This window comes from Candidatus Woesearchaeota archaeon (genome assembly GCA_026394965.1).
In the GTDB taxonomy this organism is placed as follows: domain Archaea; phylum Nanobdellota; class Nanobdellia; order Woesearchaeales; family 0-14-0-80-44-23; genus JAPLZQ01.
Genome location: JAPLZQ010000019.1, coordinates 1 through 21,971, shown reverse-complemented (window position 1 = coordinate 21,971; position 21,971 = coordinate 1). Strand labels below are relative to the sequence as shown.

The 21,971-nt window shown below is 38.9% G+C and carries 23 protein-coding genes; 13 read left to right on the top strand and 10 right to left on the bottom strand.

Going from position 1 to position 21,971, the window contains the following annotated elements:
- Positions 1-174: 174 nt before the first annotated feature.
- Entirely contained in the window at positions 175-1,044 is an 870-nt protein-coding gene (gene galU, locus NTV63_01030; protein MCX6709523.1) for a UTP--glucose-1-phosphate uridylyltransferase GalU, read from the bottom strand.
- A gap of 18 nt (positions 1,045-1,062) precedes the next feature.
- Positions 1,063-2,337 (bottom strand): UDP-glucose/GDP-mannose dehydrogenase family protein, encoded by a 1,275-nt coding sequence (locus NTV63_01025; protein ID MCX6709522.1) that lies wholly within the window; start codon positions 2,335-2,337, stop codon positions 1,063-1,065.
- A gap of 148 nt (positions 2,338-2,485) precedes the next feature.
- Here NTV63_01025 and NTV63_01020 point away from each other — a divergent pair, with 148 nt between their 5' ends.
- Both NTV63_01020 and NTV63_01015 read left to right on the top strand, forming a co-directional pair.
- On the top strand, positions 2,486-3,592 hold the full coding sequence (locus tag NTV63_01020) for a glycosyltransferase family 2 protein (protein ID MCX6709521.1): 1,107 nt from the start codon (positions 2,486-2,488) through the stop codon (positions 3,590-3,592).
- 9 nt (positions 3,593-3,601) lie between these two features.
- Complete coding sequence (locus tag NTV63_01015) at positions 3,602-4,609, top strand: SDR family NAD(P)-dependent oxidoreductase (GenBank protein MCX6709520.1); 1,008 nt, start codon at positions 3,602-3,604, stop codon at positions 4,607-4,609.
- Positions 4,610-4,611: 2 nt separating this feature from the next.
- On the opposite strand, the gene NTV63_01010 is transcribed toward NTV63_01015, so the two are convergent.
- From NTV63_01010 to NTV63_00990, 5 genes are all read right to left on the bottom strand, one after another.
- Positions 4,612-5,208: a PfkB family carbohydrate kinase gene (locus NTV63_01010; protein ID MCX6709519.1), complete on the bottom strand. Its 597-nt coding sequence runs from the start codon at positions 5,206-5,208 to the stop codon at positions 4,612-4,614.
- Positions 5,209-5,218: 10 nt separating this feature from the next.
- Positions 5,219-5,401, bottom strand: a complete 183-nt coding sequence (locus NTV63_01005) for a hypothetical protein (protein MCX6709518.1) — start codon at positions 5,399-5,401, stop codon at positions 5,219-5,221.
- 8 nt (positions 5,402-5,409) lie between these two features.
- Positions 5,410-6,885, bottom strand: coding sequence for an oligosaccharide flippase family protein (locus NTV63_01000; protein MCX6709517.1), 1,476 nt, complete (start codon positions 6,883-6,885; stop codon positions 5,410-5,412).
- 18 nt (positions 6,886-6,903) lie between these two features.
- Entirely contained in the window at positions 6,904-7,176 is a 273-nt protein-coding gene (locus NTV63_00995) for a hypothetical protein (GenBank protein ID MCX6709516.1), read from the bottom strand.
- A 187-nt stretch (positions 7,177-7,363) separates the two neighbouring features.
- Positions 7,364-8,209, bottom strand: a complete 846-nt coding sequence (locus NTV63_00990; protein MCX6709515.1) for a UbiA family prenyltransferase — start codon at positions 8,207-8,209, stop codon at positions 7,364-7,366.
- Positions 8,210-8,454: 245 nt separating this feature from the next.
- Between NTV63_00990 and NTV63_00985 the strand changes: the two genes are divergently transcribed.
- Positions 8,455-9,519: a DUF362 domain-containing protein gene (locus tag NTV63_00985; GenBank protein ID MCX6709514.1), complete on the top strand. Its 1,065-nt coding sequence runs from the start codon at positions 8,455-8,457 to the stop codon at positions 9,517-9,519.
- 108 nt (positions 9,520-9,627) lie between these two features.
- On the opposite strand, the gene NTV63_00980 is transcribed toward NTV63_00985, so the two are convergent.
- A complete protein-coding gene (locus tag NTV63_00980) occupies positions 9,628-10,560 on the bottom strand; it encodes an NAD-dependent epimerase/dehydratase family protein (protein MCX6709513.1) in 933 nt (310 codons plus the stop codon).
- A gap of 113 nt (positions 10,561-10,673) precedes the next feature.
- On the opposite strand from NTV63_00980, the gene NTV63_00975 reads away from it, so the two are divergent.
- Complete coding sequence (locus tag NTV63_00975; GenBank protein ID MCX6709512.1) at positions 10,674-11,678, top strand: radical SAM protein; 1,005 nt, start codon at positions 10,674-10,676, stop codon at positions 11,676-11,678.
- Here the strand turns inward: NTV63_00975 and NTV63_00970 are convergent.
- Together NTV63_00970 and NTV63_00965 are read right to left on the bottom strand one after the other, a co-directional pair.
- Positions 11,661-12,605: a glycosyltransferase family 2 protein gene (locus NTV63_00970; protein MCX6709511.1), complete on the bottom strand. Its 945-nt coding sequence runs from the start codon at positions 12,603-12,605 to the stop codon at positions 11,661-11,663. The two genes, NTV63_00975 and NTV63_00970, sit on opposite strands and share 18 nt — an antisense overlap.
- Positions 12,602-13,162 (bottom strand): adenylyltransferase/cytidyltransferase family protein, encoded by a 561-nt coding sequence (locus NTV63_00965; GenBank protein ID MCX6709510.1) that lies wholly within the window; start codon positions 13,160-13,162, stop codon positions 12,602-12,604. Before NTV63_00965 ends, NTV63_00970 begins: the two co-directional genes overlap by 4 nt.
- A gap of 178 nt (positions 13,163-13,340) precedes the next feature.
- Here NTV63_00965 and NTV63_00960 point away from each other — a divergent pair, with 178 nt between their 5' ends.
- From NTV63_00960 to NTV63_00920, 9 genes are all read left to right on the top strand, one after another.
- Positions 13,341-13,841 (top strand): Lrp/AsnC family transcriptional regulator, encoded by a 501-nt coding sequence (locus NTV63_00960; protein MCX6709509.1) that lies wholly within the window; start codon positions 13,341-13,343, stop codon positions 13,839-13,841.
- A gap of 2 nt (positions 13,842-13,843) precedes the next feature.
- Entirely contained in the window at positions 13,844-14,782 is a 939-nt protein-coding gene (locus NTV63_00955) for a Gfo/Idh/MocA family oxidoreductase (protein ID MCX6709508.1), read from the top strand.
- Positions 14,779-15,492 (top strand): acylneuraminate cytidylyltransferase family protein, encoded by a 714-nt coding sequence (locus NTV63_00950; protein MCX6709507.1) that lies wholly within the window; start codon positions 14,779-14,781, stop codon positions 15,490-15,492. The genes NTV63_00955 and NTV63_00950 overlap by 4 nt, the downstream gene beginning before the upstream one ends.
- A complete protein-coding gene (locus tag NTV63_00945) occupies positions 15,489-16,283 on the top strand; it encodes an SDR family oxidoreductase (GenBank protein ID MCX6709506.1) in 795 nt (264 codons plus the stop codon). The genes NTV63_00950 and NTV63_00945 overlap by 4 nt, the downstream gene beginning before the upstream one ends.
- 31 nt (positions 16,284-16,314) lie before the next feature.
- Entirely contained in the window at positions 16,315-17,328 is a 1,014-nt protein-coding gene (locus NTV63_00940; GenBank protein ID MCX6709505.1) for an N-acetylneuraminate synthase family protein, read from the top strand.
- The gene (gene neuC / locus NTV63_00935; GenBank protein MCX6709504.1) at positions 17,325-18,482 is read left to right on the top strand and encodes a UDP-N-acetylglucosamine 2-epimerase; all 1,158 of its coding nucleotides are present in this window, start codon (positions 17,325-17,327) and stop codon (positions 18,480-18,482) included. Before NTV63_00940 ends, neuC begins: the two co-directional genes overlap by 4 nt.
- Positions 18,483-18,490: 8 nt before the next feature.
- Positions 18,491-19,585 (top strand): GNAT family N-acetyltransferase, encoded by a 1,095-nt coding sequence (locus NTV63_00930; GenBank protein MCX6709503.1) that lies wholly within the window; start codon positions 18,491-18,493, stop codon positions 19,583-19,585.
- A complete protein-coding gene (locus NTV63_00925) occupies positions 19,586-20,710 on the top strand; it encodes a DegT/DnrJ/EryC1/StrS family aminotransferase (GenBank protein ID MCX6709502.1) in 1,125 nt (374 codons plus the stop codon).
- Positions 20,711-20,772: 62 nt separating this feature from the next.
- A complete protein-coding gene (locus tag NTV63_00920; protein MCX6709501.1) occupies positions 20,773-21,798 on the top strand; it encodes a polysaccharide biosynthesis protein in 1,026 nt (341 codons plus the stop codon).
- Positions 21,799-21,971 lie beyond the last annotated feature (173 nt).

Here is a 21,971-nt window from a genome sequence, read left to right as displayed (position 1 = left end):
GACAGCGGTCTTATTTTCCCCGAGCGAGTTTCTTGCGAGAAATTCTATTGCCTGGCTCCTGTTCCTTATGTAGATGTTGTCAACTATGGAATCTATGTCCCTTATCAGCGATTCTTCAATGCTTGCAGAAATCTTCTTTTTCATCTTTCAAGGTAGTATGAATATACTACTTTTTTAAATTATCTTTTTCAGGTATTCCCTTAGCTCTTTTCCAATATCTTGCCTCTCAAGCGCATAGGTTATTACTGTCTGAAGGTAGGAAAGCCTGTCTCCCACAGTCATCCATTTTCCATGAATCTTATACCCAAACATCCTCTGCTTCTTATTGAGTATCCTTAAGGCGTCTGTAAGGTTTATCTCCCCGTTAATTCCGGGCTTTGTCTTTTCAAGAATCTCAAATATGTCCGGAGTAAGTATGTATCTTCCGAGTATTGCGAGATTTGAAGGCGCCTTTTCCGGGCTTGGCTTTTCAACAAGGTCCTCAATGAAGAAAAGGTCTTCAAAAGGCCTTGCCTTTATCACTCCGTATTTGCTTATTTCCTTTTTTTCAACAGGGGAAACAGCGATTATCGGGGAGCGGTATTTGCTGAAAAGTTCAATCATGCTTTTCATGCAGGGCACATCTGATTTCACAAGGTCGTCTCCGAGAAACACTGCAAAAGGCTCATTTCCTATGTGCTCTTTTGCCATAAGTATTGCGTGCCCGAGCCCCAGGGGCTTTCCCTGCCTGATGTAATGTATCTTTGCAAGGTTTTCTATTTCATCAAGCTGCTTGAGAATGTCGTTCTTTCCCTTTCTTGCAAGCTCTGACTCAAGCTCAAAGCTCCTGTCAAAGTGGTCCTCTATTGCGCGCTTTCCCCTTCCTGTTATTATTATTATGTCAGTTATTCCTGATGCGACTGCCTCCTCAACAATGTATTGTATTGCTGGCTTGTCAACAATTGGCATCATTTCTTTCGGCATTGCCTTTGTTGCCGGGAGGAATCTTGTCCCGAGCCCTGCTGCAGGAATTACCGCCTTTCTTACAATAGTTCTTTCTTGCATTTTATCACCTTTTTAAATTTACCAGCATATCCCCTCATAGTTTATTGGCCTTTCCCCTTCCCTGAAAAGGTTTTTTCCGTCTATGACTTTCTTGCCGTTGAATTTTACCTTCTTGAATTCAGCCCATTCTGTGAGTATCAGTATGACATCGCTTTTGTCTGCAACTTCCTGGGCGCTTTTTTCATAGTTGAGCTGGGGGAATATTTTTTTAACCTGTCCCATCCCAAGCGGGTCATAGATGTGAAGCTCAACTGAGCGTAGCATAAGTCCCTTCAGCACTTCAAGGGCAGGGCTTTCCCTTGTGTCATCTGTTCCTGCCTTGAAGGTAAGCCCAAGAATTCCAATCTTTGTGCTTCCGTTCAGATAGCCGTTGCTGTCCAGTATTGAGAGAAGCTTCAGCGGCTGCTCCATGTTAACATCGAGAACTGCCCGGAGAAGCCTTGCATTGTAGCCCTTCTCAGTCGCCTTGTAAACAAGCGCATTCACATCCTTGGGAAAGCAGCTTCCGCCAAAGCCAATTCCTGATTTGAGGAAATGAGGGCCTATTCTCTTGTCCAAGCCGATTGCAGCTGCAACATTGTTTGTGTCAATCCTAAGCTTCTTGCAGATGTTTCCTATTTCATTTATGAATGAGATTTTTGTGGCAAGGAATGCGTTGCTCGCATATTTTATCATTTCCCCTTCTTTGAATGTGCATTCAACTATTGGCGCGTTTATTCCATGGTATATCCTCTTCAGGTATTCTATTGATTTTTTGTCAGAGCTTCCTATGACAATCCTGTCGGGGCTGAGAAAATCCGAGAGTGCAGTTCCTTCTCTCAGGAATTCGGGGTTTATTGCAACGCCGAAGTCCCTTCCGAACTTCTTTTTTGAGAATTCCTCCAATTTTGGGATTATGACTTTTTCAGTTGTTTCAGGGACAACTGTGCTTTTAACAACTATCACATGCTTTTTCCTATCGCTTTTTAGTGCAGTTCCAATCTCCATTGCGACATCCTGCATCTGCTGGAGGTATATCCTCCCTTCAATCAGGGAAGGAGTCCCAACGCATATGAATGTTACGCTGCTGTCAAGAACTGCCTTTTTCAGGTCAGTTGTTGCATAGAGCATTTTCGGGGCATAGGCTGAAAGCGTTTCAGGGAGCCCTTCCTCGTATATTGTGGCTATTCCCGAATTTATCTTGTCCACTTTTGCCTTGTTCCTGTCAACGCATATTACTTTAAATCCAAGCTTTGCAAATGCAGCGCCTGTTATCAGCCCGACATACCCGGTTCCTATTATTGATATCGTGATTTTCCTTTTCATATCTGTTTATATTGGCACTTTATTTTAATATCTTACCTTTATACTACCTTATACTACTTATATAACCTTTTTAAATAACATTGCATTACCAGGAAAGATAATAAGCAAATTTTTTTATACTCGAGGCAAACTTTAAATGGCAATGTCTGAAAAATCAGGGGTTTTGGTTTCTATAGTGATGCCCTGCAGGGATGAGGAGGCAACAATAGGGGAATGCATAAAGTCAGCATTATCTGCGCTCAAGAAGAACAGGATTTCCGGGGAGATAATTGTTGTTGACAATTCCTCTGTAGACAGCTCAGGAAGGATTGCCCGCGCTCTTGGGGCAAGGGTTGTAAGAGAGGGCAAGGTTGGCTATGGGGCAGCCCTTATGTCAGGATTTTATGCTGCAAGAGGAAAATACATTGTGATGGCTGATTCTGACGGCACATATGATTTTTCTGAGTTTCCAAAACTGATAAACAAGCTTGAGAAGGGCTATTCCCTTGTTCTCGGCTCAAGGATGAAAGGCAGGATAATGGACGGGGCAATGCCTTTTATAAGAAGGCGCATAGGAAATCCGGTTCTTACTTTCATACTCAACCTTTTTTTCGGGACAAAAATCTCAGACCCGCATTCAGGATTCAGGGCTTTCCGGAGGGAATCCCTTGAGAAGATGGCGCTTAAGACAACAGGGATGGAGCTTGCTTCAGAGATGATAATCAATTCCTCTAAAAAAGGGCTCAGGATTTCAGAGGTTCCGATAAATTACTATCCGAGGAAAACCCCCTCGAAGCTCAAGCCAGTCAGCGACGGCTGGCGCCACTTAAGGTTTATGCTGATGTACAGCCCAATTTACCTTTTCATGATTCCAGGGCTAATCCTTCTCTCTCTTGGAATGCTTTTTATGGCGCTTTCATTAAGCTCAAAATCATTTGAGATTCGCTCCCTTCTGGGCTCCCTGATTTCCCTTTTGGGATACCAGATAACTGCAATAGGGCTTTATGCAAGGACTTATGCGATAATAAGCGGATTTGAGCCGCATGACAGGGTAATTGATTTCATAGCAAAGCACTTTCCCCTTGAGAAGACAATATTTTTGGGCTCAATAATATTCCTCTTTTCAGTTGCATTGAGCATCCTTTCATTCAGGAAGGCGAGCATAAATTTTTCAATATTCTCCCTCACATTTCTTGTGCTTGGGATTCAGACAATATTTTCAGCGTTTTTCCTCAGCGTAATGCTCGTGGAAAAAAAGGATTAGGTGGTGAAAATGAAGAAAAAGATACTTGTAACAGGGGGCGCAGGCTTTATGGGAAGCCATCTTGCCGACCAGCTCATAAATGAGGGGCACGAGGTTGTTGTAGTTGACAATCTCTCAGGCGGATATCTTGAGAATGTAAACAAGAAAGCCACATTCATAAAAGGCGATTTGCAGGACAAGAAGGTGTGCGACAGGGCAGTTGAGGGCGTTGACATGGTGTATCACCTTGCAGCGCATGCAGCAGAGGGGCAGAGCATTTTCTGCCCGGTTTACAATGCGAAGTCAAACTACATAGGATTCCTTCAGCTTCTTGAATCGTCAATAAATTCAGATGTCAAAACATTCATTCATACAAGCTCAATGAGTGTTTACGGGAAGCAGCTTAAGATGCCAATGCGGGAAAATCAGCCCTACAACCCAAAAGACCCGTATGCAGTTGGAAAACAGGCAATGGAGCAGGTGCTTTCAATCTACCATGATGTTTTCGGGATAAACTACTCAATACTAATCCCCCACAATGTCTATGGCGAAAGGCAGAATCTTTCTGACCCATACAGGAATGCAGTTGCAATATTCATGAACAGGGTTATTGTTGGAAAGCCCCCGATAATATTCGGGGACGGGAACCAGACCAGGGCTTTCACATATGTAAGGGACTGCACTCCATACATTGCAAAAGCAGGATTCACAAAATCTGCTTTTGGAGAAAGGATAAACATAGGAACAGAGGAAGTAACATCGCTTAACGAGCTTTCAAAACTTGTTCTTGAGGTTATGGGAAGAACTGACCTTAAGCCGATTTATGCTCCAGAGAGGCCGTCTGAGGTAAAGCACTCATACTGCTCATCAAAGAAGGCAGAGAGGATTCTTGGCTATAAGACATCAACCCCATTGAAACAGGGGCTCATCAACATGAAAAAGTGGGTTGAGAAAGTGGGGCATCGGGATTTCAAGTATTGGGATGAGCTTGAAATCAAAAAGAAGGCGCCGAAAGTTTGGCTTAATAAGATGCAGTAATCCTATTTTTCCTTTAATGTTTTTTTAATGAAATCCAGCAGTTTTTTCTTTGTAATGGATTCCTTGTTCCCCATTATGTTTACGCCTATCCCTCCTGCGCATGATGCAATGAAGGGGATTAGCTCTTTTTCCGCATTTAAATACACAAACAGGGATATCACCGAGAATACGGCATCGCCGGCGCCCACAGTGTCTTTTACAGACGATGTCAAGATTGGCGCATTTATCATAATGCCATTTTTCACATAGGTGCAGCCGTTTTTCCCAAGAGTTACCAAGAAATTATTAATCTTTAATTTTTTACAGCATTTCCTTATCATTTCTTTAGCATCTTTGTGCTCCTCATGAAGCGCAAGCGCCAGCTCCTGCATATTCATTGAGAGAAAATCAAATTTCCTGTACAATGTAAAGGGGTGGTGCCCGAAATTAGAGGAATTTGTCTGGACATTCAATGCCAGGAATTTGGATTTTTCCTCAATTTTTCTCCTTATCCCGGAATTTATGAATCCGTGCCCAAAGTCGCCTGTAATAACCAGGTCATATTTTGGTATTTCCTTGCCCAGGCAGGATATTATCTCATTTCCAAGGGCAGCGCTCACTGGCTTGTCATCAATGCAGTAATCCTTTAATAAAACAACATTGTCTTTCGCGCGTATAAACTTTTAGAAAAACATACTTGTCAATTATAGTATCGCCGATTACAAGAACCTTTAGCCCGCTTATCCTTTTCAGATAGTGCTGTATCCTTCCAATGTCAATTCCTTTTTTAGAAAAATTTTTAGCGCTTTTCATCTAGCCCTTTATTTCCTTATCTTAACCATGCTTTTAATCAGCATAATCTCATCTTTTGTGAATAATCTCATAATCCAGACAAGGAAAGCATAAATCAGCGCGCCTGCTGCAATTGTCAGGATTTTTTCAATTAAAACCTGGGGATTAATGATTGAAACTGCAAGCGCCATTATGGCAGATGCGAGAATTATCCTTTCTATTCCAAGAAAACCAAATTTCCATTTGAAATGAGTCCTGCAGGTAAAATGCATTATTAAAAGCATAGTTGAAAAGGAGATTATTATTGAGAGCGCAGCGCCCGTTACATTAAGAATTGGAACAAGTATTAAATTAGAGGCAATTGAAACAGCAATCCCTGCAAGGTAGGCAGCTGCTATTGTTTTTGTCCTGCCCCGTATAAGGAGGCTGTAATAATCTATTGTCATTAGAAAATTCAGGATGGGGAATGGGGAAAGAATTAGGATTATTGCTGCTGAAGGCAGGTAATTTCCTCCTGCAACAAGGGTTATTATCTGCTCCCTCAATGCGACCATTCCGAAACTTGCCGGAATTAAAACCATTAGTCCGTATTTAAGCATTGCATTGAAAAGTGCATTATGGTTCTTTCCCTTGTGCCAGAATTCCGAGATGTGCGGAAAAATTGTTGATGTTATGACTGTGCTTATTGTTAAAAGAGCTCCGACAAGCCCGTAGGCAAATGAGAATATTGCCACATTCTCCTTTGTTGAATAATAATTAAGGAAATACTTGGAAAATGAGTCAATCAGCCATGAGCATGCAAGCACCACTAAAAGGGGAAGGGTAAATTTAAGCGCCTTTTTTATTTCATCCACATCTATTGTCCTGGTTGATTCAGGCAGGAATCCTCGGGATGACATTACGGCAAATATTGCGCTCGCAAAAGTTCCCAAAAGCCAGATAAGCATTGCATTTATGAGCGTGAATTTTCCGAAAATTACAAAAAACAGCGAGATTAAAACAAGCCAAAGAGAGTTGTAAAGAAAACCTGCTATTCCTGCCCTTTCTATTCTCCTGTCAGCGCTCATTTTAGAGGAAAACAGCCTGAAAATCCCTCCCAGAACAAATATCAATATTCCTATCCTGAACTCATTTTCATAATCAGAGAGCCGCAGAAAAGAGAGCACTGCACGGTTTATTCCGGGGATAAGAACAATCGCAGAAAATGCGATAATTATTGCAGTGTTAAAAAAAAGCAGTGATGAGAAAACCCGTTTCTCGCGCTCTTCTCTCATTCCGGCAAATTTTGCAAGGAAATACTGGGGAAGCCCGATGTCGAGAATCACTGTAAGTATTATTACTGTGACTGAGATTATCGAGTAGGCGCCGTAATCTGCCATTGAAAGCCCTCTTGTGAGAACAGGCATCCCGACAGCCATTATGATCACTGAAAGAACTCCGAAAAACATGGAAAATGCGGTCTGCCCGCTTATCTTCCTATAATGCTCCCTTTGTGACTTGTGCATTTTACTCCTTCAGATAATTTATTTCCTGCTCCGCACTTTCATTATTTTTGGATCTTTTCTCAGTTCAACAATGTTGAAGAATTTAACGTATGTGACAAGCGGAAAGATGAGCATTGCTGCTGCAAGGCTGATTATGAAAAATGAGAACTTGTCTGTCTTTATCGGGTAAAGATTGAAAACATGAAGCACCAAAAGGAAAAGAAGCAGCATTATTGCTGCCCCGTATGTGAAAAAGCCAAGTGCTTTCATCTTCTTCTTTTCAGACTGCACTTCATTTTTTTCAAAATCCAACAAAACCACCCCTTATTAGCATATTCTTGTTTAATCAATTTATTACTTATCTATCTATTGCTTATTTAATTTATAATGTTTTTCATATTTTTATTTATTTAAAATTATTTTATATGTACATTTTCTACATTTGCTATTTATTGCCTTTAATATTCCATTAATGTTTTATTTTTATTCTTTTTAATTTTTATATCAGGTAAACGAGTACGAAAATCATAATTAATGAAATAATTCCGGCAATGACGATTCTCACATCTTTGTAGATTCTTTCCGGATGTCTGGCAATTTCTGAACCTGTTTCTATCAAGTACAAATACCGGAATATTATATAAATTGCAATTGGAAGCGTGAAAATAAGTTTAGGGTATATGCTTAAGAAGCTGTACAAGGCATATGAAATCATCAATAAGGCTGCAGAAATGCTTGTAAAAGTTTTTGTGAGCGCAGGAGTATACATTTTAAGATTTCTCCTATGCTGATAAGCTTTATCTTTCATAAGCTTGAATTCTGACTCTCGTTTTCCAATTGCCAAAAAGAGTGCGAGGAAAAAAGGACACAGTATTAGCCATGGTGAAACCCTTACATTTATTATAAAAGTTCCAGAAACAGTTCTTATAACAAAATTCGTTGAAACTAAAATCACATCAGCAAATGCTTCATGCTTAAGCCAAATTGAATAAATCAAAGTCAGTATAAAAATTAAAGACACGCATATCAAAAAACTTTTCGAAAGAAAAGAAGCGATTATTAATGAAAGCATGATAAAAGCGATTGCCATCACTAATGCTTGTGGAATTTTAACATCTCCTGAAGCAATTGGTCTTGTTCTTTTTTCAGGATTTTTCCTGTCCTGCTTTATGTCATTTACATCATTGATTATGTAATTTGCAGATGAAATAAGGCACAGACTCAGAAGTCCGAGAAGTGTTTTTTCAATTCCAATAATGCCGGTTGCCTTTGCGAATATCATCGGCAGAAATATTACGAGGTTTTTATACCACTGACTTATTCTCATCAATTCAAAAAGCTTCATAATCTTTTTCCTGGGTTTTCTCTAAAGATATGTGATTTAAAAACCTTTCTCCATTATACAAATTATGCTCTCTCCCGGATCTCGAAAAATGCACAGCGTTGTGATTAAAAATGATTTAATGTCTAAAAAATTTTGACATAAAAACCATTCCGAATTTTTCAAAATTGACAGTTTTTAAGCAAGCTTTTACTGCATAACGCATAAAATTAGAAAACTTTTAATATCAATTGAAAGTTTGATTATATGTGACTTCAAAAGTTGCTGTTCTGAAAACCGCACCAGATAGTGTGCTTGAAGATTATAATAAGCTGATGCATCTTGCCGAATATCAGAAGGCGCTTCCAAAATCAAACGAATTGATTTTGAAACTTAACTTATCTTGGAGCTTGTATTTCCCAGCGTGCAGCACAGAGCCATGGCAGCTTGAGGGGGTTCTCAGGACTTTGAAAGAAGACAGCTATAAGAAAATCTATCCGGTTGAAAACAGGACTGTGGTTACGAGTGTTGAGAAAGGAGCAAAGCTTAACAGATGGAATCCCGTATTTGAAAAATATGGTGTTTCGTTGGTAAATCTCACTAAAGTAAGATGGATACCTTACATGCCAAAACACGATATGCTTGCTCTTTATGATGTTTTCCCAGAAGGGATAAGAGTGCCCAAGATGTTTTTGGGTAGAAATGTTTTGCATCTTCCCACTATGAAGACTCATGGTCACACCACTATTACCGGTTCTATGAAGAATGCTTTTGGTGGGCTTATTACAAGGAAACGCCATCATGCTCACAAGGATATACATCGGATTTTAGTTGATTTGCTTCAAATACAAAAAGAGATTCATCCGGGAATATTCACTGTAATGGATGGAACTGTATGCGGAGACGGAGCAGGTCCCAGATGCATGATTCCAAAGATAAAGAATTATATTTTAGCAAGCTCTGATTCTGTGGCAATAGATGCCATATCAGCAAAGATGATGGGATTTGACCCTCTAAGCATTCCATTTATAAAAATCGCTCATGACAAGGGATTGGGCTGCGGTGATGTAAGGCAAATTGAAATATTAGGAGAGAATGTCTCCAATGTAAATTTCAAATTCAAGACCAAAAAATCATTGGTTGTTTTCATGGATCAGGTACTTAGAAAAAAATATCCCTTTTTTGAGCCTGTACTCTTTCACACTCCGTTGTTCAAGATGTGCATTTTGGGCAGCGCTCTTTATCACGACCGCCTCTGGTATCCTTTAATAGGAAGATGGAGGATAAAAAAGTTTATGAATACAGAATGGGGGAAGCTATTTCAAAACTATTAATACATTGTATTAATTCATTTTTAATGTCGTAGGCAAGAATTCTGCATATCTTTAGTGACTGGATGAATTGCCTTTTGATTCTTATTTTTTTGTATGGACAATATTTTTTTACAGATTCTTTCTGAACCATTCAAAAGTTTCTTTTATCCCTTTCTTAATATCCATTTCAGGGCTCCACCCGAGCTCCTTTTTTGCAAGGGAATTGTCAAGCGCAATCTTTCTTACTTCGCCAATCATTTCTGGAGCGTGCCCGGGCTTTATTCCTGGCGCAGCAGCTGCGCTTATCAAGCCAAAAATTTCATTTATTGATGTTTCCTTCATTGCTGAGATGTTTATCTCCTTTTCCTTCACTTTTTTTTCAAGAGCAAGAAGGTTGGCATTGGAAACGTCCTTTACAAACACAAAGTCCCTGGTTTGCTCTCCGTCCCCGTTTATAATAGGCGTTTCCCCATTTATCATTTTTTTGCAGAATATTGCAACAACACCTGCCTCTCCAAAAGGGTCCTGCCTTGGGCCGTATACATTTGAATACCTGAGAGAAACATAATCAAGATTATACAGGCGGTTGTAGTATGAAAGATACTGCTCAATGCAGTATTTTGCAACTCCATAAGGCGACAATGGCTTTATCTCTGTTTTTTCATTGCAGGGGATTTTTTTCGGATTTCCGTAAAGTGCGCCTCCTGTGCTTGAGAAAATAATCTTTTTTACCTTGTATTTTACGCAGTTTTCAAGGAGGTTTATTGAGCAGAGGATGTTTCTTTCAGCGTCAAGAACGGGCTCTCTTACAGATTTTGAAACGCTTATCTGGGCTGCGCAGTGCACCACAAAATCAGGCTTTTCATCCTCAAAAACCTTGTTCAATTCTTTCTTTAAGATGTCAATCTTGTAGAATTTTGCTTTTTTATTCACATTTGCCATCTTTCCAGATGACAAATCATCAACTATTCCGACAGAATATCCTTTTTCTATGAGCAAATCAGAGATGTGGCTTCCTATGAAGCCTGCTCCCCCCGTTACCAAAACCTTTTTAACTGCCATCCTTTTATTTAATCTCAGTCAGGTATTTAAAGTTTTTTAATATTTTTATTGAACATTTCAAAAGAAGAAAGAGGAACGCAGGCAGTTTATTTAAAGAAGGGGGATAAATATTAATGATAAAAAAACTTAAGAGCATTTACACAGATTTGATAGGTCCTATAAAGCCGGCAAAAGTCATTTCTGCACTTTTCCCTTTTTTGAAGACTTATCCTGATGTAATAGAAATTGAGATTACGAATTTTTGCAATCTCCATTGCATTATGTGTGGCTCAAATTACATGAAAAGGAAGCGCGGATTCATCTCTTTTGGATTTTACAAGAAAATCATAGATGATGTTTCCGGAAAGGTGAAAAGCGTGAGCCTTTACTCAACAGGCGAGCCTCTCCTTCACAAGAAGCTCCCAGAGATGATAAGATACGCAAAGTCAAGGGGGATAAGAGAGGTTGCAATAAGCACAAACGCAATGCTTTTGACTGAAGAAATTGCAAGAAAGCTCATTTCAGCAGGGCTTGACACAATGCAGGTTTCTGTTGAGGGCAGCACCAGGAAAGAATATGAAATGATAAGAAAAGGCGCTGATTTTTTCAAGGTTAGGAAAAACATCAGGAATTTCCTATCAATTAGGGGAAAAGGAAAAAAACCCAGGATTATGATAAATCTCCTGATTCACAAAGACACTAATCTTACGCAGTTTGCACGAACGTGGAGGGATTTCTGCGATGAGATTATTGTTTCTGAAATGCAGCCGATAACATTCTTTGATGAGAAAACAGGAAGGATAGTTCCTGTAATTCCCGTAGGAATAGGATTATGCCTCAAATCAAAAAGAATTGTCGGATGCAACATGCCTTTTGTGATGGCTGTTGTTGGCTATGACGGCAAGGTAGGAATGTGCTGCGCGGATTTTGACCTTTCTCTTTCAATGGGCGATGCTAAAAAGGAAAGCATCATTAAGATATTCAATAACAGCAAATATGAAACAGCAAGAAGGAATTTTCTCTTCAAAAAGTTCGCTGGAACGCAATGCGAGGGATGCCCCTCCCTTTATGCAGGAAAAGACCGAAATCTTATCCTTAAGTCACAGGAAAAAATAGATGGGTTAATGAGAAATATTTAATTTCGTCAGCGTATTTTTAATTAGGATTCTTATTCTAACTTCTATTTTTCCAAAAAATATCTTAAGCCTGAATTTTTCAAATTCATCTGACTTATTTATTTTCCTTCCCGCATCTGCGAGCGCCTTTTTTAATTCCGGCTCTTTCCTATTTATGTAATAACGGTATAAAAGAAGAAATGCCCTTATCACGCTTTCTTTCAGGAGATTCATGTCCCTTTTTGTTATTTTTTTGTCCCCCGTAAGCTCCTTCAGGAAATCATAAGTGTTCTCAAACATAAGGATTACATTTTCTGTTCTCTGGCTGTCCCCCCATTTTTTCTCTTTTGCCATGTCAACATAAGTTTCCCCTTCTATGTAAACAGGATATCCCTTCTCCGCAATGTTCATTGCAAGCCTCGCTTCTCCTGTCCAATAGTCTTTCTCATAGTATTCGCTGTTTATTATTGCCTCTCTTCGGTATGCTGTTTTTATCGGATGGGGCACCATCCGAAGGCTTGCTATTTTAGAATAATACTCATCCGCGCAAATCAGGCGTTTATTTCCGAAGTATTTCGCTTTCTCAGCATTTGAGATGAAATGTATTGAGCCGATAGCAGTATTTTTTTCAAATATCTGAACAACCTTCCTAAAATATCCCTGCCTGAAGTAATCGTCTGCGTGAAGTGTTACAACATATTTTCCCTTTGCAAGGGAAAGCGCTTTGTTTGAATTAAGCCGCCAGCCGATGTTTTTGGGATTTCTGAAAATTCTTAGTCTCTTGTCCTTTATTCTCTTTAATTCCTCATAAGTTCCGTCATCAGAATGATTGTCAGAAACTATTATCTCAAAGTCGCGGTAATCCTGACTCAGAATGCTTTTGATGGAGCCCCTTATGCTGTTCCTGTTGTTGAACACAGGAATGCATACGCTTATTGAAGGAGCCTTCACTTCCTATCACTTTCCTTCATGTATTCAGTAAGCCTTCTTTTGAGCTCTGTGCTTGAAATTCCTTCTGTATAAGGCACATAAACAAGTATTATGCCATGTTCATCCAGCCATTTCTGCGTGAATTTCATCTGCTTGTAATAATCCTTTTTTGCCCAGTCAGAGCCTATCACTATGAATGTAGGCATTACGCTTAGGATTGCGGGTTTGCTGTCCTCGCCCCCTGAATTCGGTATCACCCTGTCAACATAGCTGACTGACTCAAGCATTGCCTTTCTCTCGTCGTATGTCATTATTGGGGCTTTTCCCTTGAATTTTTTTATGAACTCATCCGGATTCAGGGAAACCACAACCTTTCCGTTTTCCCCTGCAATGATTCTGCACTGCCTGAGAAAGTTTGCATGCCCTGAATGATACAAGTCAAATGTTCCGCCGGTATAAACTATTTTTGGTCTATTTGCAGGCAATTTCATCCCCTCTTTTGCAATTTTATTTTTTTTGGCTTTTAAGAAATTTGAGCTCGCCAGCCATTTGACAATCCTGTCTGTAATTAAAACCACCCCCTGAAAAATTCAAAAAAAGAGCATTGCTCTTACAATTGTTTTTTATAAGCTCCTTATTTAAATATTTTTCTTTAGTTGGCTGAGAAAGCCATTTATCTTAAATTTTAAGATTTTTATTGAAAATATCTTAAAAAATACGAAAAATATATAAATAAATGAATTTTTTAAGTAATTCATGGCAAAGCTTGATGAAAAGGACTGCAAAATCCTTTCCCTCCTGCAGGAAAACTGCAGGATGTCCCTTACGGAAATTTCGCATAAGATAAGTCTTTCAGTGGATTCCACCAAGAAAAGAATAATCCGGCTTATGAAAGACGGGATTTTCTTTCCCAAGGTCCAGCTGAGACCCAGGCATTTCGGATTCAGCAATGTGGTTGAAGTAAAGATAAAGCTCCATGATTACACTGAAAATGAGTTCAGGGCTTTCATAGAATATCTCAAGTCAAATCCTTATGTGGTTGAAATTATCACAACATCCGGGCAGTGGAACCTTTCCATAGTAATTATCGCAAGGGACGCCCTTGATTTGGGGGTAAAAAGCGATGAAATCAGGAAGAAATTCAGCAGGATAATCAATGAGTGGTCTGAATCCCTCACAACTGCGGTTTACAAGTTTGAATCTTATGACATGAGTAAATTAGTGCAAAATGAAGAAAAAATAAAAAAGAGGAAATAAAAATGAAGATAATATTTTTCGGTCTTGGTTCAATAGGAACAAGACACGCCAGGCTTCTCAAGGAAAACTTCAATCACGAATTATATGCATTTCGTTATAATAAAGATTCTAAAGAGAATATGCTGGGCATAAAAGAGATTTTCAGTTTTGAGGAACTGGATGAAATAAAACCTGACGTGGCATTTATTACGAATCCAACATATAAGCATATGGAATGTGCTTTACAGTGTGCAAAGAGAGGCATGAACCTTTTCATTGAAAAACCACTTTCTAATACGCAAGAAGGTCTGAAAGAATTTAAACAAATTGTCAAAGAAAAGAAGATAAAAACTTATTTGGCTTATAATATGCGCTTTAATCAATTGATAAAATGGTTGAAAGAGAATTTGCAAGGCAAAAAACCAGTTCACGTTAGTGTATACGCATCCTCTTTTCTTCCAAATTGGAGAAAAAATATTGATCACTTGAAAAATTACAGCGCTCTCAAAGAGCAAGGAGGCGGCATAGTATTGGACTTGTCGCATGAGATTGATTATTTATATTATTTGTTCGGAAAAATTAAAAAAGTAAAAGTAAATTCAAAAAAAATAAGTGATGTTACTGTGGATTCTGAAGACTTTGCAGACATTCTCTTAGAATTTGACAGCGGAATGTTTGGAAATGTTCATTTAAATTTCCTGAGCAGATTAAACAGGAGAGAAATAATTATTGATTTAAATGATTCAACAGTAACTGCGGATTTGATAAGCAATAAAATTACAATTTACGACGATAAGGGAACAAACAATATTAATTTTAATTTTGAAAGAGATGATATGTATTTGAGCGAGCTTAAATATTTCTTTGAGCACATGAGAACTAAGAAAACGATGAATGATATTAACGAAAGTTTGCGCATTTTTAATATAATAATGAAAATAAAAAATGAGGTGAAATTATGAATATTTTGATTACAATCTGTGCAAGAGGAGGCTCCAAGGGAGTGAAAGGCAAGAATTTCAGGAAAATAGCGGGCAAACCGCTAATGGCTTACACTATTGAAACAGCGAAAAAATGGGGAAAAGCAAAAAGGATAGTGTGTTCCACAGATTCTCAGAAAATTGCAGATATTGCAAAAAAATATGGTGCAGAAACGCCTTTTATGAGACCTGACTACTTGGCAACGGATACAGCAGGAAAAGTTCCTGTAATAAGGCATGCGTTGATTGAATCTGAAAAAATTTTTGGGGAAAGATTTGATATCATCGTTGACCTTGATGTAACCAGCCCTGTCAGAACAGTTAAGGATTTGGATAAGGCTTTTAAAATTTTTATGGAAAAAAAACCAGATGTTTTATTCTCTGTGGTTAAAGCAAGGAAGAATCCCTATTTCAATATGATTGAGCTAAATAAGGAAGGATTCGCAGAATTGTCAAAAAAACTTGAGAGAAATATTTTAAGAAGACAGGATGCACCAAAAGTGTATGAAGCAAATGCTTCAATATATTTTTACAGCAGAGATTTCCTGCTTAACGAAAAGTACAATACAATACTTTCTTCAAAAAGAGCAATGGTTTATGTTATGGATAGTGCCAACAGCATTGACATAGATAATGAGCTTGATTTTAGATTCATCGAATTTTTGCTAAATAAAAAGGTGATATCAATATGATAGATTATCTAAAGAAATTTAGGTTAGACTGTAAAATCGTTGCTGTGACAGGCGGATTAGGGCTTTTGGGAAAGGAAGTTTCCATTGCAATGGCACAGGCAGGGGCAAAAGTTCTTGTTTTGGATATCAATCGTGAAAAGGGATTGACTTTTGAAAAAGAGAACAAAAATAAAAAATTGGACATTAATTTCATAGACTTTGATATAAGCGATGTAAAAAAATTATCTGAAAACATAAAAAATATCTTTTCAAAATATGGTAAGATAGATGTGTGGATAAATGCTGCATATCCACGCACTGAAGATTGGAAAGAAGATAAGGAATACACAAATGAAAAATCATGGATAGAGAATCTGAACATACATTTGAATTCTTTTTGCATTAGCACTAGAGAGATTGCAGAACTGATGAAGGAAAACAAGATTAGAGGCAGCATAATTAATTTCGGTTCAATATATGGTGTTGTAGCTCCAGATTTTGGGATTTATGAAGGAACAAGTATGACTAATAAGGCAGCATACTCTGCAATAAAAGGTGGAATTATTAATTTTTCAAGATACGCTGCTTCCTATTATGGCAAAGACAGTATTAGAGTGAATGCTCTTTGTCCGGGAGGAATTTTTGACAATCAAAATCCTATTTTTGTGAAAAATTATGAGAAAAGAACTCCTCTTCGTAGGATGGGGAAATCTGAAGAAATAGCATCGGCTGCTTTATTTTTAGCATCTGAAGCAGCTTCTTATATAACTGGAACTACCTTTATGGTTGATGGCGGTTGGACTTGCATATAACGTGTTTATGTCAAAGATTAAGTGGTTGAATATGGAAATAAAAATTGCTGATAAAATAATTGGAAAAGGGAATCCCTGCCTGATAATTGCAGAGGCAGGAGTCAATCACAACGGAAGCTTTGAGCTTGCAAAGAAGCTTATTGATGCTGCATTAGAATGCGGGGCTGATGTTGTGAAGTTCCAGACATTCAAGGCAGACAAAGAAGCAATAAAAAATGCGCCAAAGGCAAAGTACCAAAAAGAGCTGACTTCTGAAAATGAGTCTCAGTATGATATGATAAAGAAGCTTGAACTTTCTGATGAAGAGACAATTGCCATGAAGGAATATGCTGATGAAAAAGGTATAATCTTCATGTCAACACCTTACGAAATTGAATGCGTGGATTTGCTTTGCAGGATGAAGGTTCCTGCATTGAAAGTTGGCTCAGGCGAGATAACCAACCATTTCCTCCTTGAGCACATGGCAAGAACCGGGCTTCCGATAATACTAAGCACAGGAATGTCAAATATTTCAGAGGTAAGGGATGCAGTTAATAACCACACTTCAGGCATATTTGCAGCTGTTGCATCAGTTGCATATGGAGCAAATGTAATTGAAAAGCATTTTACAACAGACAAGAATCTTTCTGGACCAGACCACAAGGCGTCTTTGAATCCAGATGAATTTTCCAAAATGGTTTCTGCAATAAGGTTTGTTGAAAAATTCAGAGGTAAGCAGTTTGATGAGGATAATTACCTTGTTTCGCTTAAAGAGGTGGAAAAATCAGGGTTCATAACAAAAAAGGAGCTTTCAATTGCAGGAGTTCTTCTCGGCTCTTCTGAAAAGAAGCCCGCTGATGAGGAACTTGAGACAAGGGCGGTTACAAGAAGAAGCATAGTTGCTGCAAAGAAGATAATTAAGGGGGAAATCATCAAAAGGGATTTTCTCTCTTTCAAGAAGCCGGGAACAGGGATTCCTCCCTTTGAAATTAAAAAGATTGTTGGGAAAATGGCTAAAAAGGAAATTGATGCCGATGAGCTTATCAAATGGGATTTTATTGAATGAAGGTAATAAAGATGAAAAAAAAGATTGTCTATGTAACCGGGAGCAGGGCAGAATATGGTGTTATTAGGAATCTTCTCATAAAAATGAATAAAGATTCAGAAATAGAGCTGTCCTTAATTGTTACTGGCTCGCATCTTATGAAAGAGTTCGGCTATACAATAAAAGATATTGAGAACGACAAATTGAGAATAGCGGCAAAGGTTGATATGAAAATAAAAAGCACACCCAAAGGAAATGCAAAATCAACAGCATATGCCATAATGGGGATTACAGATGCGCTTGAAAAAATAAGCCCTGACCTTCTTATTTTAATAGGAGACCGGAGTGAGATGCTTGCTGGTGCAGTTTCAGCAATGAACCTTTCAATCCCGATAGTCCATATTTCAGGAGGAGATGTTTCAGGGCACATAATTGATGATTGCACAAGGCATGCAATCACAAAGATGAGCCACATCCACCTTGCAGAAACAAGAAAGAGCGCAGGAAGAATTCTGAAAATGGGCGAGGAGCGAAAAAGGGTTTTCTTTGTGGGAAATCCTTCCCTCACTTTTGAAAGGATGCAAAGAAAAGAAAGCAACAGAATACTTTCTTCATTTGGAATCGATTCAAAACTGCCATTTGCAATACTAATATACCATCCAACTCCCAAGGATGATGCAAAAAAAAGCATAATTGAAATTCTTAGTGCAATAAAGGAAAAATCCATCCAGACCCTGGCAGTTTATCCAAATGCGGATTCAAGATGCGATGATGTTGTTTTGTCATTGGAGTCCTTTGCCAGGTCAAATCCTTTTATGAAACTGCAAAAGAGCATTCCCCATGAAAAATTCCAGGCAGTAATGCAGCGTGCGTGTTTTATGATTGGGAATTCAAGCTCTGCGCTTTTTGAAGCGCCGTTTTTCAGGCTTCCTGCAATAAACATTGGAATCAGGCAGGAGAGGCGCGAGAAGGCGAAAAATGTAATTGATGTCAAAATCTGCACCAAGGAAAAAGTGCTTTCTGCAATAGAAAAGGCATCTTCAAAGCAGTTCAGAAAAGAGATTTCGCATCTTAAAAACCCGTATTACAAAAAAAATTCAGCAGATGAGATAATTAGGATAATAAAATCCATTAAGGCAGACGAAGCCCTTCTTGAGAAGAGAAGCACATTTTAAGAGATAAAATGAAAACAGAGATAATTTCAGCAATTCCTGAAAACAGGGATAAATGGAATTCCCGCATTGAAAAGCTCGAAAGGAAGGACATCTATCTCTCATTTGAATATATTAAGATGCTTGCTGATTTTCTCTGCGGAAAGGGCGAGCTTTTTTATTTTGAGGAAGGGGAAAATTTTGCGCTTTACCCTTACATAAAAAAGGAAATCAACATCCTGCCCTTCTTCAAGCAGGTTTTAGGCAGGCATGCCGGAACTTATTATGATATAACTACTCCAGAATACGGCGGGATTATGGTGAATTCAGCTGAAAGCGAAAGAAACGCATTCTTTTCTTCGGCGCTTTTGGAATTTGAATCTTACTCTCGGAAAGCAGGAATAATAACTGAATTTGCAAGATTGAATTCAATGCTTGGAAACTACAAATCTTTCATTGAAAATAAGATTGAAGGCGCAGTCAAGAGCAAGGACATTGTCTATGTTGATTTGGGGAAAAGCGAGGAGCAGATTTTTAATGAGTTCAAGAAGGAAAACAGGAAATGCATAAGAAAGGCAGGGAGAAACGGAATCAGAATAAGAATCGGAGAAAATAATTCGGATATAGATTCATTCAGGGCTCTTTACCTTAAGACAATGGAAAAAAGAAATGCAAGGGATGAGTATCTTTTTAGCCGCGAATACTTTATGAACCTTTTTGATGGGCTTAAGGGAAAAATAACCCTTTTTCTTGCAGAATACAACGGGATTCCAGTTGTAGGTTCAATACTTCTGCATTCCGGCGATATTGCCTATGATTACCTGAGGGGCTCTGATGACAAATTTCAGAGTTTAAGAGCAAACAATCTGACAGTTTACGAGATTATAAAATGGGCAAAGAAAAATGGATACCGCTTTTTTGTGATGGGCGGCGGCTATAAGGAAAATGACGCAATTTTCAATTTCAAATCCACATTTTCAAACACCACTGCTCCATTTTACAACTACAAAAAGATTCACAACGATTCACTATATTCTGATTTTTCATGCGCATTTGAGGAATATGCAAAGGTTAATAATATCAGATTTGATGAAAATTATTTTCCGAAATACAGAGGTGAGGATTAAATGAATGTTAGAGTTCCGCTTTCAAAGCCGTTTATCGACAAGGAGGACATAAAGGCAGTTGTAGAAGTGTTGAAGTCAGGCTTCTTAAGTTTGGGCCCAAAGCTTCCTGAGTTTGAGAAGGCAGTTTCAGATTATGCCGGAGTAAAGCATGCAATTGCAGTCAACAGCGGCACAAGCGCCCTGCACCTCTGCATAAGGGCTCTCGGGATAAAGGACGGCGATGAGGTAATAACATCTCCCTACAGCTTCATAGCAAGCTCAAACTGCATTTTATTTGAGAGGGCAAAGCCGGTTTTTGTGGATATTGACGAAAAAACCTTCAACATAGACCCGGATAAGATTGAGGCAGCAATAACTGAAAAGACAAAGGCAATACTTGTTGTCCATGTTTTCGGGCTTCCTGCAGAGATGGATAGGATAATTCCCATTGCAAAAAAGCACAGCCTGAAAATAATAGAGGATTCAGCAGAGGCGCTAGGCGCAAAATACAAGGGAAGGTTTGCCGGAACTTTCGGCGACTGCGGAGTATATGCATTTTACCCGAATAAGCAGATGACAACTGGGGAAGGCGGGATAATTGTTACAAATGATGATTGCATAGATGAGCTTTCCAGGAGCATGAGAAGCCAGGGGAGGGATTCCAACAATGACTGGCTGAGGCACATCCGCCTGGGATACAACTACCGCCTGGACGAGATGAGCTGCGCGCTCGGAATATCCCAGCTTAAAAAGATTGATTTCCTGCTTTCCAAAAGGGAAAGTGTGGCAGCAAACTATGGAAGGATTCTTTCCAAATTCAAGGAGGTAATCCTGCCCTATGAGAATGATTCTCTGCACCGCTCCTGGTTTGTGTATGTGATACGACTTGCTGAAAATGTTGACAGGGACAAGGTGATTGAGAATCTTGTGGAAAAGGGAATCCAGTCAAAGCAGTATTTCCCCCCAATTCACCTTCAGGAGTTTTACAAAAGAGAGCTGGGTTGTAAAGAGGGGATGTTTCCCAATTGCGAGAAGGTTGCAAAGGGCACTCTTGCGCTTCCATTTTTCACCTCAATGAAAAAGTCCCAGGTTAAAGAGGTATGTTTGGCATTGAAGGATGCAATAAAAGAGTCCAAAGTTCAATGAGGATAAAATTCAGGGAAATATTAAATTAAAGTGTTAAATAAAATCAGTAAAAGGTGGTTTTAATGAGCAGTTTTTTTTCAGGCAAAGTGGTTTTGGTTACAGGTGGATGCGGTAGCATTGGGAGCGAGCTTGTAAGGCAGTTGATATCCCTTAATGTTTTGAAGGTAAGGGTTTTTGACCATGATGAGAATGCGCTTTTCAACATGCAGCGCCATCTTGAGCAGTTCAAGAATGTAAGGTTCCTTTTGGGCGACATAAGGGACAAGGAAAGGATTAAGCTTGCAATGGAAGGTGTTGACATAGTTTTTCATGCAGCTGCATTGAAGCATGTTCCCTCCTGCGAGTATAATCCATTTGAAGCGATAAAGACAAATGTGCTTGGAACCCAGAACATGATTGAATCAGCCCTTGAAAGCAGGGTTGGAAGGGTAATAACCATAAGCACAGACAAGGCAATAAACCCTGCAAATGTTATGGGGGCAACAAAGCTCCTTGCAGAGCGCCTTACAAGTTCAACATTCTTTTACAAGGGGCAGAAAAAAACAATATTCAGCTCAGTAAGGTTCGGGAATGTGATGAATTCACGAGGTTCTGTGATACCTGTTTTCCGCGAGCAGATAAAGGGAAAGGAAATTACTGTGACAGAGCCGGATATGACAAGGTTTGTAATGTCAATAGGGCAGGCAGTTTCACTTGTCCTGAAGGCGTCAGAGATTATGCAGGGCGGAGAAACATTCATCCTGAAAATGCCTGTTCTCAGGCTTGGCGACCTTGCAGATGCTATGATTGAGGAGATTGCACCTTCCTACCATATTAACCCTTCTGAAGTAAAAGTGAGGATAATCGGTGCAAGGGCAGGAGAAAAAATGCATGAGTGCCTTATGACTGAGGAAGAGGCAAAAAATGCGCTTGAGACAGATGATATGCTGATTCTCATCCCTCAGATTTTCATCCCTAATGTTACTGTAAAGGGATTTTCCTACAGAAGGGCAAAGCCAACATCAATGCACTCCTACAGCTCAGGCGATGCAAGGCTCCTATCCAAGGATGAGATAAAAAAGATAATTGCAAGCGAATGCAAAGATTGAAGCAAATGCCGTTTAAGAGGATAAAAATATTTAAACAAACCCGAAATTAATAAAACAATGGAAAAAACGCTTGTTTTTTTGGACTCATTCAAGAGAAGATGCCCATCAGAGAGCAAACTGATTTGCAGAACATATGATTCCTTGTTTGAAAAATATTACAATATTTTCTATAA